Origin of the sequence: Streptomyces sp. NPDC058308 (assembly GCF_042880275.1) — a bacterium.
GTDB lineage: Bacteria > Actinomycetota > Actinomycetes > Streptomycetales > Streptomycetaceae > Streptomyces.
This window is the reverse complement of record NZ_JBHVZA010000014.1, coordinates 1-13,724: the sequence shown is the minus strand read 5'-3', so window position 1 is coordinate 13,724 and position 13,724 is coordinate 1. Positions and strand designations below refer to the sequence as shown.

Annotated in this window: 11 protein-coding genes and 1 tRNA gene; 6 read left to right on the top strand and 6 right to left on the bottom strand. The window is 71.7% G+C overall.

The annotated features are described in order from the left end of the window. Nucleotides 1-120: 120 nt before the first annotated feature. Nucleotides 121-2,643 (bottom strand): ABC transporter permease, encoded by a 2,523-nt coding sequence (locus tag ACFVYL_RS20020; RefSeq protein WP_389717781.1) that lies wholly within the window; start codon nucleotides 2,641-2,643, stop codon nucleotides 121-123. 164 nt (nucleotides 2,644-2,807) lie between these two features. Beyond that, the gene (locus ACFVYL_RS20015) at nucleotides 2,808-3,578 is read right to left on the bottom strand and encodes an ABC transporter ATP-binding protein (RefSeq protein WP_389717778.1); all 771 of its coding nucleotides are present in this window, start codon (nucleotides 3,576-3,578) and stop codon (nucleotides 2,808-2,810) included. A gap of 393 nt (nucleotides 3,579-3,971) precedes the next feature. Here ACFVYL_RS20015 and ACFVYL_RS20010 point away from each other — a divergent pair. After that, a tRNA-Leu gene (locus ACFVYL_RS20010) sits at nucleotides 3,972-4,054 on the top strand. 89 nt (nucleotides 4,055-4,143) lie between these two features. Here ACFVYL_RS20010 and ACFVYL_RS20005 read toward each other — a convergent pair. Beyond that, a complete protein-coding gene (locus tag ACFVYL_RS20005; RefSeq protein ID WP_389717776.1) occupies nucleotides 4,144-5,892 on the bottom strand; it encodes an IclR family transcriptional regulator C-terminal domain-containing protein in 1,749 nt (582 codons plus the stop codon). A gap of 215 nt (nucleotides 5,893-6,107) precedes the next feature. Between ACFVYL_RS20005 and ACFVYL_RS20000 the strand changes: the two genes are divergently transcribed. From ACFVYL_RS20000 to ACFVYL_RS19990, 3 genes are all read left to right on the top strand, one after another. Then, nucleotides 6,108-7,307 (top strand): 4-hydroxybenzoate 3-monooxygenase, encoded by a 1,200-nt coding sequence (locus ACFVYL_RS20000; RefSeq protein WP_389717773.1) that lies wholly within the window; start codon nucleotides 6,108-6,110, stop codon nucleotides 7,305-7,307. A 109-nt stretch (nucleotides 7,308-7,416) separates the two neighbouring features. Next, entirely contained in the window at nucleotides 7,417-8,799 is a 1,383-nt protein-coding gene (locus tag ACFVYL_RS19995; RefSeq protein WP_389717770.1) for an MFS transporter, read from the top strand. A 66-nt stretch (nucleotides 8,800-8,865) separates the two neighbouring features. Next, on the top strand, nucleotides 8,866-9,798 hold the full coding sequence (locus tag ACFVYL_RS19990) for a Bax inhibitor-1/YccA family protein (protein WP_389717768.1): 933 nt from the start codon (nucleotides 8,866-8,868) through the stop codon (nucleotides 9,796-9,798). Between the two features lie 100 nt (nucleotides 9,799-9,898). On the opposite strand, the gene ACFVYL_RS19985 is transcribed toward ACFVYL_RS19990, so the two are convergent. Then, nucleotides 9,899-10,129, bottom strand: coding sequence for a DUF4287 domain-containing protein (locus ACFVYL_RS19985; RefSeq protein ID WP_361726387.1), 231 nt, complete (start codon nucleotides 10,127-10,129; stop codon nucleotides 9,899-9,901). 102 nt (nucleotides 10,130-10,231) lie between these two features. On the opposite strand from ACFVYL_RS19985, the gene ACFVYL_RS19980 reads away from it, so the two are divergent. Next, nucleotides 10,232-10,543 (top strand): hypothetical protein, encoded by a 312-nt coding sequence (locus ACFVYL_RS19980; protein WP_389717765.1) that lies wholly within the window; start codon nucleotides 10,232-10,234, stop codon nucleotides 10,541-10,543. A gap of 56 nt (nucleotides 10,544-10,599) precedes the next feature. Here the strand turns inward: ACFVYL_RS19980 and ACFVYL_RS19975 are convergent, their stop codons facing one another. Both ACFVYL_RS19975 and ACFVYL_RS19970 read right to left on the bottom strand, forming a co-directional pair. After that, nucleotides 10,600-11,448: a hypothetical protein gene (locus ACFVYL_RS19975; protein ID WP_389717763.1), complete on the bottom strand. Its 849-nt coding sequence runs from the start codon at nucleotides 11,446-11,448 to the stop codon at nucleotides 10,600-10,602. Nucleotides 11,449-11,704: 256 nt separating this feature from the next. Beyond that, the gene (locus ACFVYL_RS19970; RefSeq protein ID WP_389717760.1) at nucleotides 11,705-12,580 is read right to left on the bottom strand and encodes a helix-turn-helix domain-containing protein; all 876 of its coding nucleotides are present in this window, start codon (nucleotides 12,578-12,580) and stop codon (nucleotides 11,705-11,707) included. 219 nt (nucleotides 12,581-12,799) lie between these two features. On the opposite strand from ACFVYL_RS19970, the gene ACFVYL_RS19965 reads away from it, so the two are divergent. Continuing rightward, nucleotides 12,800-13,606 carry an SDR family oxidoreductase gene (locus ACFVYL_RS19965; protein ID WP_389717757.1) on the top strand — a complete coding sequence of 269 codons (807 nt, stop codon included), beginning with the start codon at nucleotides 12,800-12,802 and terminating at the stop codon, nucleotides 13,604-13,606. Nucleotides 13,607-13,724 lie beyond the last annotated feature (118 nt).

Genomic DNA, 13,724 nt, shown 5'->3' with positions numbered 1-13,724 from the left:
TGGATCCAGCCCGTCCGGCGTTTGAGGACGAGCCGCGAAGCGGCGATGCGCCGGACACCCGAAGGGCCCTGGACGAGTTTCCTCGTCCAGGGCCCAAGAACGTCCCCCCTAGCGGGAGCGCTACTCGCTCTTGATGGCCAGCAGCGGATTCAGCCGCGCCGCGCTGCGGGCCGGCCACATCGCCGCGAGGACGCCGACCAGGGCCGCGATCCCCAGGAAGATCGCGATGCGGCCGAACGGGATCTCCATGGTGTACGTCGCCATCGCGTCGGTGATGCTGCTGCCGATCGCCCAGGCCATGAAGATCCCGAGACCGATGCCGAGCACCGCGCCGAACAGCGAGATGATGACCGCTTCGAGGCGCACCATCTGCTTGACCTTCGCGCGGTCGAGGCCGATGGCCCGCAACATGCCGATCTCGTGCTTCCGCTCGAAGACCGACATGGCCAGGGTGTTGATGACACCGAGCACCGCGATCAGGATGGCCATCCCCAGGAGCCCGTACAGCATGTTGAGAATCATGTTGATGCCGCCCGCGACCTGGTTGCTGATCGCGGCCTTGTCCTGGACGGTGATGGCGGGGTTGTCGCCCAGGGCGTCGATGATGGCGTTCTCGGCCTTGTCGGAGGTGCCGTCCTTCATCTTCACCAGCACCTGCTTGTCGACGACCTTGTCGAGGTGCGGGTCGACCACGGAGGTGGGCGCGACGACGCCGCTGAGCATCTCGTTGCCCTCGTAGACCCCGGCGACCTTCAGCTTGACCGTCTTGTGGTCGGCGTCGAACTTCAGCGGGAAGGTGTCGCCCGCCTTCAGGCCCTTGTCCTTGGCGGTGTCCTCGTCGATGAGCGCGCCGCCGGCCGCGAGGCCGTCCACCGAGCCGCTGGTGAAGTCCGGACCGACCAGCTTGCCGAAGGTCTTCGGGTCGACGCCGGAGACGGTGGACCAGCTGCCGTCGACCTCGCCGTCCGCGGTGCGCAGCGGGGTGGTCGCCTCGACCTCGGGGAGCTTGTCCAGCTTCCCGCGGACCTCGGGGGTCAGCGACTCGAAGTTCGCCATCGAGACGCTGTAGTCGGCCTTCAGGTAACCGGCCGCCATCTTGTCGATGGCGCTGCCCATGGACATCGCGACGACCGTCATCGCCGTGATGAGGGTGAGGCCGATCATCAGGGCGGAGGCGGTGGAGGCGGTGCGGCGCGGGTTGCGGACCGAGTTGAGGCGGGACAGCTTGCCGGTGACGCCGAACGTCTTCAGGAGCGGCGCCGACGCGGCGATGAACGGGCGGGACAGCAGCGGCGTGAGGACGATGACGCCGACGAGGATGACCGCCGCGCCCCCCGCCATCACGTAGTTGTCGTCGTTGAAGAGCAGCAGCGCGCCGAGGGCGACGACGATCGAACCGATGGTGTTGCGGACGATCAGGCCGCGCGTCGTCGGCGTCGCGTGGACGCTGTTCATGGCGGCGACCGGCGGGATCCGGGCGGCGCGGCGGCCCGGCAGCCAGGCGGCCAGCATGGTGACGACCACACCGATCAGGAGCGCGGCGAGCACGGTCGTCGGGCCGATGACGAGGGGTCCGTCGGGCAGCGAGGCGCCGCCGGAGTTCATCAGGGCCTGCAGGCCCACGGCCACGCCGATGCCGAGCGCGAAGCCCGCGACGGCGGCGACCAGGCCCACGAGGAACGCCTCGATGAGCACGGAGCGCGTCACCTGGCGGCGCGAGGCGCCGACGGCCCGCATGAGGGCGAGTTCCTTGGTGCGCTGGGCGACCAGCATGGTGAAGGTGTTGGCGATGATGAAGATGCCGACGAAGAGCGCGATGCCGGCGAAGATCAGCAGGACCTGGCTCATCGAGCTGGTCCCGCGCTCGATCATGTCGTCCTGCTCGGCCTTGAGCTCGCCGCCCGTCATCAGTGAGGCGTCCTTCGGCAGGAGCTTCCCGACCGAGCTCTTCAGGGCCGCCTCGGACGTGCCGGGGGCCGCCTTGACGTCGATCTCGTCGTAGCCGCTCTTGTTGAGCTCCTTGAGCGCGGTCCTGTTGTCGAAGACCACCAGGCTGCCGCCCGCGACCACGCTGCCGTCGTCGGTGTCGAAGACGCCGCTGACCTTGGCGGTCCGCACCGGACCGTCGGTGGAGTAGCGGACGGTGTCGCCCACCTTGTAGCCGGTGCGCCCGGCGGTCCTGCTGTCCAGGGCGATGTCGCCGCGGGACTTCGGGGCGGTGCCCGCGGTGAAGTCGTAGCGCGGGTCCTTGCCGCCCTTGCCCGGGTAGTAGTTGGTGCCGGTGGTGCCCCACTGGCCGCCGACCAGCTTGCCGTCCTTGTCGGCGAGCGCGGTGAAGCCGCTGACGGACCCGATGGCGGAGTCCGCGCCGGGCAGGTCCCGGGTCTTCTTCAGGAGGGCGTCGGTGAGCTTGGAGCGCTGCTCGCCGCCGTCGGATGAGTCGTCGGATGAGCTGCCGTCGGACTGGATGGCCACGGAGACGTGGTCGAAGCTCTTCGCCGACTTGTTCTTGTAGGCGTTGCCGAAGGTGTCGGTGAAGACGAGGGTGCCGGAGACGAAGGCGACGCCGAGCATGACGGCGAGCACGGTCATCAACAGCCTGGCCTTGTGCGCGAGCACGTTGCGCAGGGCGGTACGGAACATGGGAGTCAAGTCCTGGTGAGGGGAGGGGCGCGAAGGACGCGGGGGCTCGGGGAGGCGCCGCCTAGGGGCGCGGGGAACTGCGCGACCAGCCACGAACGGCCCGCAGTCCCGACGAATGCCCGGCCTCGACGGCGGTGGGGTACCGCCCGAGGCCGAGCCACGAACTAGCTGGTCCGGCCCTTCGCGTCGAAGTGCTTCATCCGGTCGAGCACCCCGTCCGCCGTGGGCCGGTGCATCTCGTCGACGACCCGCCCGTCCGCGAGGAAGATCACGCGGTCCGCGTACGACGCGGCCACCGGGTCGTGGGTGACCATCACGACGGTCTGCCCCAGGTCGCGCACCGAGTTGCGCAGGAAGCCGAGGACCTCGGCGCCCGAGCGCGAGTCGAGGTTTCCGGTCGGCTCGTCGCCGAAGATGATCTCCGGCTGGGAGGCGAGCGCGCGGGCCACGGCGACGCGCTGCTGCTGGCCGCCGGAGAGCTCGGTGGGGCGGTGCTTGAGGCGCCCGGAGAGGCCGACCATCTCGATGACCTGCTCCAGCCACTCCCGGTTCGGCTTGCGGCCCGCGATGTCCATCGGCAGCGTGATGTTCTCCAGGGCGGTCAGGGTCGGCAGCAGGTTGAACGCCTGGAAGATGAAGCCGATCTTGTCCCGGCGGAGCTTGGTGAGCTGCTTGTCCTTGAGCGTGGACAGCTCGGTCTCGCCGATGCGCACGGAGCCGGAGCTGAAGCTGTCCAGGCCCGCGACGCAGTGCATCAGGGTCGACTTGCCGGAGCCCGAGGGGCCCATGATCGCGGTGAACTCGCCCTGCCCGAAGTCGACGGAGACGCGGTCCAGGGCGACCACCTGGGTCTCGCCCTGTCCGTACACCTTGGAGAGTTCCGTGGCGCGCGCCGCCACGGCGGTGGCGCGGGTGGCGAAGGGGGTGGTGGTCACGGGACGAGCTCCTGTCGGGACGGCGTGTGGGGACGTACTCCATCGTCCTGGCCGATCAGCGCCCTGGAGTCACCCCCTGATCCGGTTCCGGGGGCCCTCTCCAGTCGGACTTGAGGCCGCCCTGTCATACCTGGGGATGACACGTATCCCTGATGCGGAAAGGGGGAGAAAGGGGGGACGGGGCCGTCAGGGAGGCTAAATTCCGTCATTCCGTGCAGAGGCCCACGAGACCGGCCGAGACCGGGGAAAGGCCTCCGGCATGTGCCGATGGAGTGAGCCGAGGACTGATGCACCCTCAGACGTCAATAAAATAAGACAACATCGGGCTCTCTCTCCGCTGTTCGGGGGATGCCTCCCGATAGGGTCGAAGCCTCGACGCGGAGCCCATGGCCTGCCCGGATGGTGGAATGCAGACACGGCGAGCTTAAACCTCGCTGCCCCTCGGGGGCGTGCCGGTTCAAGTCCGGCTCCGGGCACTTCCGCTGCACTCCGCCGCCCTCGCGTGCGGCTCGTGCGGGCGTTGCGCGACGGCCCAGGGCCGCCTCCTCCGATTGCTGATGTCTCATCAGATCGTGTTCTCCACATCCCTGTTGAAGCGGGCCGCGGTGTGCAGATCGGTCTCGATCGCCGCCGCGGTCTCGCGCAGTACGGGGAGCAGGGCGTCGCGGGTCGCGGACGCCGGGCCCGAACCGGCGTGCCGCGCCACGTTCAGCGCCGCGACGACCCTGCCCCGCGCGTCCCTGACCGGCACGGCGACCGAGCGCAGGCCCTCCTCCAGCTCCTGGTCGGCGACGGCGTGGCCGTCGGCGGCGACCCGGTCGACGAGCCGGGCGAGCTCGCCGGGGTCCGTCACGGTGTGCGGGGTGAGGGCGCGCGGTGGCGCGGCCCGCAGGCGGCGGGCGCGCTCCGCGTCCGGGAGCCCGGCGAGCAGGACCCGTCCCATGGCGGTGGCGTACGCGGGGAAGCGGGTGCCGACCGTGATGTGCACGCTCATGACGCGCACCGTCGCCGCCCGCGCGACGTACAGGATGTCCGTGCCGTCCAGGACCGTCACCGACGCCGACTGGTGCACCCGGTCCGTCAGGTCGCGCAGGTGCGGCTCGGCCAGTTCGGCGAAGGTGAGCCGGGACAGGGCGGCGTGGCCCAGCTCCAGGATGCGGGGGAGCGGGCGGTACAGACGGCCGTCGTGGGCCGCGTACCCGGCGAGCTCCAGGGTGCGCAGGCAGCGCCGGGCGGTGGCCCTCGGCAGCCCGGTGGCCGTGGCGAGCGCGGTGAGCGGCAGACCGTCGCCGCGGGCCTCGCCGAGGGCGCGCAGCACGGTGAGGCCGCGGGCCAGCGACTGCAGGAATCCGGCGCCGAGGTCGGCCTTGGCGGCGAGGTCGGCCCTGGTGGCGAGGGGGTCGGGCGCGTCCGGCGGCGCCGACGGCCTGGGTGAAGCCGACGCCCTGGGTGAAGCCGACACCCTGGGTGCAGCCGACGCCCCGGATGAGGCCGACGGCCCAGGTGAAGCCGACGCCTCCGCCTGGGCGGGCACCGCACGTGCGGCCCCCAGGGACGCCAGGTGTTCCGCCTCCGCGCGCAGTCGCGGCAGCATCGCCTCGGCGAGGCCGGTCGCCGTGTGTCTGCTGGTGTGGCTGACCACCGAAAGCGCGTACCGGATGCGGCCCGCGCCGTCGCGTACCGGGACCGCCACCGCGATCAGGCCCGGCTCGATCAGCTGGTCGTCCAGGGCCCAGCCCGTCTCCCGGGAGCGGGCCACGCGGGACGCGAGGTCCGGCAGGTCCGCCGGCGCGGGGCCCGGCGGCAGGGCGGGGAAGGCGTCCGCCGTGGTCCCCGCGGCGACGCGGGCCCGCCACGCTCCCCACCGCTCCTCGTCCCACGCGTCCGCGAACAGCGCGCCGGGCGCGCACCGTTCGGGCGGCAGCAGGTCGCCGATGCGGAAGACGACCGACATCGCGCGGCGCCGCGCGGCCTGCGTCACGAAGCGCACCCCGTCGCCGTCGGGCACGGCGAGGGAGACCGACTCGTCGAGCTCGTCCGCGAGCCGCGCGGTGCGCGCAGCCACCTCGCCGGTCAGGCCGCTGGCCGCGAGGTAGGCGTTGCCGAGCTCCATGAGGCGGGGGGCGAGGCGCAGTTCCTGGCCGCGCACGCGGACGTAGCCGAGGTGGTCCAGGGTCGCCACGACCCGGTCGACCGTGGAGCGGGCCAGGCCCGTGGCGCGGACGAGGTCGCTCGCGCGGGCCCCGTCCGTCACCGTGAGTGCGCGCAGGACGGCGAGACCGCGCTCCAGGGGGCGTACCGACTCTTCGGGCATGGCGCCGCTCCTCGTGTCCGGGCCGGGGGCGGGTCCGCGAAATCGGGTGCCGCACGACCGTTGACAGCGCGCGGCCGCGCCCAGAGACTCCCGTCAGCACATTATGAACAAAAGTTCACCAGGCGAACAAGTTCCCAACCGGACAAGCTGCCAGGCGAACAAGCCGCAAGGCGAACAGGGCGGACAAGACGCCGAGCCGACCGAGAGGGCGATCGATGCGCACCACCGTCGGGATCATCGGAGCCGGGCCGGCCGGGCTGCTCCTCGCCCGCCTGCTGCACAACGCGGGCATCGGCTCCGTCGTCCTGGAGAGCCGCGACCGCGCGTACGTGGAACAGCGCCAGCGCGCCGGAATCCTGGAACAGGGCACCGTCGACGTGCTGCGCGAGGCCGGGGCGGGGGCCCGCATGGACCGCGAGGGGCTCCCGCACGACGGCATCGAGCTGCGCTTCGACCGCCGCAGGCACCGCGTCGACTTCCCCGCGCTGACGGGCGGCAGATCCGTCATGGTCTACGCGCAGACCGAGGTCTGCAAGGACCTCATCGCCCTCCAGCTCGCCGAGGGCGGCCCGCTGCTCTTCGGAGCGGAGGCGCTGGAGGTGACGGGCGCGGAGACCGACAACCCGGTCGTCCGCTTCCGGCACGAGGGGCGCGAGGGGCGCGAGGGGCGCGAGGAGAGCCTGGCGTGCGACTACGTAGTGGGCTGCGACGGCTTCTGGGGGGTCGCCCGCAAGGCCATACCGGAGGGGCTCTCCCGGACGTTCGAGCGCACGTACCCCTTCGGCTGGCTCGGCATCCTCGCCGACGTCCCGCCCTCCCACGACGAGCTGGTCTACGCCCGCCACGACCGGGGCTTCGCCCTCCTCTCCATGCGGTCGCCGACCGTCACGCGCGCGTACCTCCAGGTCCCCGACGGCACGGCGGCACAGGACTGGGCCGACGAACGGATCTGGGCCGAGCTCGACCGCCGCCTGGAGACCGACGACTCGGCGTGGGCGCTGCGGCGCGGACCCGTCCTCGCCAAGTCCGTCACGCCCATGCGCGGCTACGTCCACGAGCCCATGCGGCACGGCCGCCTCTTCCTCGCCGGGGACGCGGCGCACATCGTCCCGCCGACCGGCGCCAAGGGCCTCAACCTCGCGGTCGGCGACGTCGTCACCTTCGCCCGCGCGCTGATCCGGTACCGCGAGAAGGGCGACCCGAGCCGCCTCGACGCGTACTCCGAGACCTGCCTGCGCCGCGTCTGGCAGGCCGAGCGCTTCTCGTACGAGATGACGGCCCTGCTCCACCGCGCGCCCGACGCCACGCCCTTCGAGGACCGCGTCCAGCTGGCCCGGCTCGACCGGATCACCACCGCACGTGCCGCCGAGGCCGACCTCGCGGAGGGCTACACCGGATTCCCCCTGGACCCCTGAGGACCCGACTGTCGAGGGCCCGACCACCGAGGACCGGCAGGACCACTGAGGACCGGCAGGACCACCGAGGACCGGCAGGACCGGCAGGACCGGCCAGAAGGAAGAACCCGTGACCCCTCCGACCCCTTCAACCCCTCCGCCCCCTTCCCCCGAGCGCACCTTCCGATCCGTCGCCCCCGTCATCGCCCTGTGCTGGCTCGTCGTCTTCTTCGACGGGATGGACGTCAATCTCTACGGCGCCGTCCTTCCGCACCTCGTCGACGACCCCGACCTGGGCTTCACCCCGTCCACCGCGGGCACCATCGGCTCGTGGACCACCTTCGGCATGCTCGTCGGCGCCCTCGGCTGCGGCACCCTCACCGACTGGGCCGGACGCAGGCCGATGGTGACCGGCAGCGTCGTCCTCTTCTCGGTGGGCTCCGCGCTCTGCGCGCTCGCGCCGGGGGCCGCCTTCTTCGGCGCGGGGCGGTTCGTCTCCGGGCTCGGGCTCGGCGGGCTCATGCCGATCGGGCTCGCGATCGTCGCCGAGTTCGCGCCGCCGCGCCGGGCCGCGCTCGCCACCGGCCTCATGATGACCTCGTACCACGCGGGCGGCATGGTGGCGACGGGCCTCGGCCTCGCGCTCGGCCCCGGCCACGGCTGGCGCCTCGTCTTCTGGACCGGCGTGCTCCCCGCGGCGGTCGCCGTGCCGCTGGTGTGGAAGTGGCTGCCCGAGTCGCCGGGCGTGCTGCTCGCCAAGGGGCGCGCCCGGGAGGCCGATGCGGTCGCCGCCCGCTACCTGCTGCCGGCCCCGACGCCCGCCGAGGCCCCCGAGGCCGGGGCGAGGGGCCGCTTCGCCGCCGTCGCCGCGCTCTTCGCCCCGGGGCGGCGCCTGGCGACCCCGCTCCTGTGGCTCGCCTCCTTCGCCGGGCTGCTCCTCGTCTACGGCGTCTCCACCTGGCTCCCCGAGCTCATGCGGGCCTCCGGCTACTCGCTCTCCTCCTCCGTCACCTTCCTCATGGTGATCAACGCGGGCGGCATCGTCGGCATGCTGGCCGCCGGGCGCACCGCGGACCGCTTCGGCGCGGTCAGGGTCTCCGCTGTCTGGTTCCTGCTGACCGCGTGCGGCGCCTTCCTGCTCAGGGCCCAGCTGCCCCTCGGCGTCGCGTACGCCGTCGTCTTCTTCACCGGCATCTGGCTCTTCTCCGCGCAGGTCATGGTCTACGCGGCCACTGCCCAGGTCTATCCGCCCGCGCAGCGCGCCACGGGGCTCGGCTGGGTCACCGGCGTCGGGCGCACCGGGGCGGTCGTCGGGCCGTGGCTCGGCGGGGCGGTGGTCGCGGGCGGCGACGCCTCGCTCGGCTTCACCACCTTCGCGGTGGCCGCGGTGCTCGGCGCCGTCGCCGTCTCGCTGGTGCCACTCGTGCGGGGGAAGGGTTCCGATCCGGGAACAGTGCGGGCCGTCCCACGCGTTCTCGGTCAGAGTGAGGGAAAGATCCTCCCCAAGCACTAGGCTCATCCTTTTGCCTACGCATTACTCTTGGAGCAAAGCCACACCCGGTGGCCATGGAGGAGTGAAATGAGGAGCAGTAACCCGGTCTTCTCGCGACGGGGGTTCAGCCGCGACAACGGCTACGCCGGCTTCGGCGCGCAGCCGCAGGCCGGGGGACCCGCAGCCGCGACCCAGACCCACCAGGGCAACCCGTACGTGCAGGGCAACCCGTACGCCGGAGGCCAGCAGGCCCCCGCGGGCAACCCCTACGCCACCAATCCGTACGCCCAGCAGGACGCGCAGTACGGAGCGCCCCAGGCGCCCGTGACCACGTCCGGCCGCATGACGATGGACGACGTCGTCATGCGCACGGCGACCACGCTCGGCACGCTCGTGGTCACGGCCGCGATCGCCTGGGCGCTGCTGCCGGTGGACGACGCCAACATCGGCAAGTCGTACGGCATCGCGATCGGCGCCGGTCTCATCGCGATGGTGCTCGGCCTCGTCCAGGCCTTCAAGCGCAAGGCCTCGCCCGCGCTGATCCTGACGTATGCCGCCCTGGAGGGCGTCTTCCTCGGCGTCGTCTCCAGCGTCGTCGACAACCGCATCGCGAGCGGCGCGGCCATGCAGGCCGTGCTCGGCACGATGGCCGTCTTCATCGGCGTCCTCGTGGCGTACAAGGCGGGCTGGATCCGCGTCAACCGGCGCTTCTACGGCTTCGTGATGGCCGCCGCGATGGGCTTCCTGCTGCTGACCGCCGTGAACCTGCTGTTCATGGTCTTCGGCGGCGGTGACGGTCTCGGCTTCCGCAGCGGCGGCCTCGGCATCGTCTTCGGCATCGTCGGCATCCTGCTCGGCGCCTGCTTCCTGGCCCTGGACTTCAAACAGGTCGAGGACGGCATCGCGTACGGCGCGCCGAAGGAAGAGGCCTGGCTCGCCGCGTTCGGTCTGACGATGACCCTCGTCTGGATCTACATGGAGTTCCTGCGCCTGATCGCGATCTTCTCGGGCAACGACTGAGACTGATCGAGGCACTCCCTGAACGACCGAAGGGCCCGCGGACCGGAAACGGTCCGCGGGCCCTTCGCCGTGCCAGGGAGCGGGTGTGCGAGGGAACGGGTCAGAGGAGTTTGCGGGCGGCCCGCCTGAGGTCGTACTCGTGGATGATCGCTTTCGCGTGGCCGTATGCGAGGTTATGTTCGGTGCGGAGCCAGCTCACCTTCTCCTCGAAGCGGAAGAGAGAGGGGCCGTCGTCCACGGCGCGGAGCCAGTCGGACACTTCACGACCGGTGCATTGGGGGATTCGGGCGAGCAGATTGCGGTGGGTCTCCTCGGAGAAGACTTGGGACATCGGCGCCTCCGGACGCGTCGCGATGTGTTCCGTCCTTCACGACACCGTGCCTGAGCGCCGGGGCGTTGGCAACAGTCCCGGGAAGGCGCATAAGGTCGCGGGGTGCTCGATACGACGCCTTTGACGGCCGCAGTGGACCATTTCGCCGACCGCCTGCGGGCCGCGCCGCAGAGCCGCCTGCAGCGCGGAGCGGCGACCGAAGCGCTCGCTCTGGCCAGGGAGTTGGCGCTGTACGCGCAGCGCATCGAGGAGCCGGAAGCGGAGCCGCGGGAGATGCCGGACGCGGGCATGTTCGCCGCGGCCGACCAGATCACCGTCGCGGGGCGCGATCTCGCCCTCGTACTGACGGATCCCCAGGAACTGACGCGGGCGCTGGAGCTGGTGGCGCAGGCGCAGAAGCGGGCCGGGGTGTGACACCGGCCCCGCTGCTGTGACACCGGCCCCGCTGTCCGCGGCCGTCAGACAGGCTCTCAGACCGAGGCGATGACCCGGTCGGCCAGAATGTAGATGTTCTCGGTGCCGCACTCGAAGGTCAGGGCGTACGCGCCCGAGATGCCGGAGCCGCCGAGCAGGACCGGGGTCCGGCCCTCGCTCAGGGCCGTCGCCAGGAGCTCCGCGGTCTCTCGGTGGCCGGGGGTCATGCACAGCGTCGTACCGTCCGCGAAGACGTAGACGTCCAGGGTGCCGAGGGGGCCCGGGCGGACGTCGGCGAGGGCGGTGCGGGCGTCGGCAAGCTCCTCGAGGCGCGCGACCGTGCGCTCGTGGTCGCCGTGCTCCTCGGGCGTCGGCGTCTGCACCGGAACGAAGTCCGGGTGCGAGGGGTGACGGCGGCGGGCGGCGGCCAGCTCCGGGGAGTCCCCGGCGAATTCCTCGGTGCCCCCCGGGTCGGCGAAGGGCTCGGTGACCGGTTCGAGGCTGTCCGACTCCAGGCCCGCGAAATCGGCCTGGCGCGGCAGGAACAGTTCGTCGGCGATGCCGTCGGGCAGGCCGGAGAGGCCGCTGAGCAGCGTCGGCCCGTCGGCGCCCTCACGGGCCTCCTGGGCGGCCCAGAAGGCGCGCGCCTCGGCGAGCTCGCGCTCGCGCTCCTCGGCGAGGGCCTCGGTCACGGCCGCGCGTATCTCGTCGGTGTCGACCGAGGTGCGGGCGCCCGGCACCAAGGGGTGCGGGCCGCCCGTGGCGCGGCTTTCGGCCAGCTCGGCGTGCAGGGCTGTGATCTCGGCGAGCTGCTTCCGCAGACCGTGCACCGCGTGCAGGGCAGCGGCACCCACGGCCGTGGCAGCGGCCGTGGAGAGCAGCAGGGCAAGAGGCAAGGCGCTCACTGACGTACTCCCGGTTTCAAGTCGACCCCCGACTTCCTACATCAGCTTGAAGCCTGCACGATCCACCTGTCAGTGCATTACGTCACGAATTGGACAGGTCTTTGGGCCCGAGGTTTACCCCCGGATGGGCTTTGAGCTGGTCGTATGCCTCTCCCTCAGGAGATAGGTCACATCCTGGGGGAGATTGGGTCACGAAGTGATGCAGAGACGGAGCGTCAGCCCCGTGAACTGTGTGTCATCGAAAAGGGGGCTGTCGTCAGTCCCGCGACCGCGGCCCGTGCCCACCTGGCCCGCCGCCGACCAGGGAGCGGCCTGCGAGTGCGCCGAGCGCCGCCTGAGCCCGCGACCCCGGCTCCGCCACGTACGTGACCAGGGCCTGGTCCGGCTCGTCGGGCAGGCGGAGTGTCTCGCGGAGCAGGGGCAGCTCGCCGGTCGCGGGGTGGCGTATCCGCTGGATGCCGTGGGAGTTCTCCCGTACGTGGTGTTCGGCCCACAGGCGGCTGAAGTCGGCGCTGCGGACGGAGAGTTCACCCAGGAGGCCGCACAGCCGGTCGTCGCAGGGATAGCGGCCCAGGTCCATGCGCAGCGCGGCCACGGTGTCGCGGGCCGTCTGCTCCCAGTCCGGGTACCGCTCTCGGGCGCCCGGGTCGAGGAAGTGGAGCCAGGCCACGTTGCGCCGCTCGGCGGGCAGGGCGTCGAAGTCGCCGAACAGTACATGGGCCAGGCGGTTGGAGGCCAGGATGTCGAGGCGCCGGCCGAGGACGTAGGCGGGCACCTCGTCGAGCGCCCCCAGCAGCACCTGGATGCCCGCGCGGACCGTCTGCGGGGCCGGATCCTGGGCGGGCGAACCGCCCAGGGCACGCGTCAGGTGGCCCAGGTGCGCGCGCTCGGCGGCGTCGAGCCGCAACACCCCGGCGACCGCGTCGAGGACGCTGTCGGAGACGTTCTGGGACCGGCCCTGCTCCAGCCGTACGTAGTAGTCGACGCTGACTCCCGCCAGCTCCGCCAGCTCTTCCCGGCGCAGACCGGGCACGCGCCGCCGCCCGCTGAACGGACGTACGCCGACGTCCTCCGGGCGCAGGCGGGCGCGCCGGGACCGGAGGAACGTGGCGAGTTCGGTGCGGAAGTCCATGACTCAAGTGTCGGCCAAGCCCCCAAGCCTGGTTCTGCCGGACCCAGGGTCGAACAGAGCCCTGGGCAGGCGTGCGCGCTCCGAGCAGAGTCGAGACCACCAACAACCGGCACCGCACGCACACGCAAACGCATGCACACGCATGCACACGCATGCACACGCATGCACACGCATGCACGCACACACGCATACACGCACCCGGAGAACACCATGACCACCATGACGACCGCGACCGCGACCACGACGGCGTCGCAGACCACCTCGTCCGCCCGGCCCCTTACCGGCAGGGTGGCGGTCGTGACCGGAGCCTCCAGCGGCATCGGCGCGGCCACCGCGGACCTGCTGGCCGCGCAAGGAGCCCAAGTCGCCCTGCTGGCCCGGCGCGGTGACCGCCTGGCCGAGCACGTGGCGCGCATCGAGGCGGCCGGCGGCACCGCGCTCGCCGTCCCGGCGGATGTGACCGAGCCCGCCTCGGTCGCGGACGCCGCCACCCGCGTCCGGGAACGCTTCGGCCATGTCGACCTCGTCGTCAACAACGCGGGCCTCGCCCTGCCCGACCTCCTCGGCCGGGCCGCCGGTACCAACTGGCGGCGCATGATCGAGGTGAACGTCACCGGTGCCTGGGCCGTCGTGGAGGCCTTCGTGCCGGACCTGCTCGCCGCGGCGGCCGACCGGGGCCACGCGGACCTGGTCACCGTCTCGTCCGCGGCCGCGCAGACCGTCCTGCCCGGCTTCGGCGGCTACGCCGCGAGCAAGGCCGCCCTCAGTCACCTCTCCCGCAACCTGCGCGCCCAACTCGCCCCCGGTGACGTACGGGTGACCACCATCGAGCCGGGCACCGTGGACACCGAACTGCGCGACCACATCGACGACCCCGCCATCAGCGCCGCCGTCCAGGAAGCCGTGGGCTCCATCGAGAAGATCCCCAGCGGGGCCGACGTCGCCGAACTGATCGCCTTCGCCGTCAGCCGCCCCCGGCACGTCAACCTGTCGCAGATCTCCGTCCTGCCGACGCGCGAGGTCTAGAGCCCTACGCGAGGTCTAGAGCCCTAGATGAGTAGTTCCGATGTGGCTCAGTGGTCGTAGGCGATCAGTGAGCGGGTGATGGGTGCGCCGATGGTGCGGTTGTGCCAGATCGCGCAGG

Coding starts and splice junctions, on each gene's coding strand:
- ACFVYL_RS20020 (WP_389717781.1), bottom strand. CDS start 2,643: ATGTTCCGTACCGCCCTGCGCAACGTGCTCGCGCACAAGGCCAGGCTG.
- ACFVYL_RS20005 (WP_389717776.1), bottom strand. CDS start 5,892: ATGCCCGAAGAGTCGGTACGCCCCCTGGAGCGCGGTCTCGCCGTCCTG.
- ACFVYL_RS20000 (WP_389717773.1), top strand. CDS start 6,108: ATGCGCACCACCGTCGGGATCATCGGAGCCGGGCCGGCCGGGCTGCTC.
- ACFVYL_RS19990 (WP_389717768.1), top strand. CDS start 8,866: ATGAGGAGCAGTAACCCGGTCTTCTCGCGACGGGGGTTCAGCCGCGAC.
- ACFVYL_RS19985 (WP_361726387.1), bottom strand. CDS start 10,129: ATGTCCCAAGTCTTCTCCGAGGAGACCCACCGCAATCTGCTCGCCCGA.
- ACFVYL_RS19970 (WP_389717760.1), bottom strand. CDS start 12,580: ATGGACTTCCGCACCGAACTCGCCACGTTCCTCCGGTCCCGGCGCGCC.
- ACFVYL_RS19965 (WP_389717757.1), top strand. CDS start 12,800: ATGACGACCGCGACCGCGACCACGACGGCGTCGCAGACCACCTCGTCC.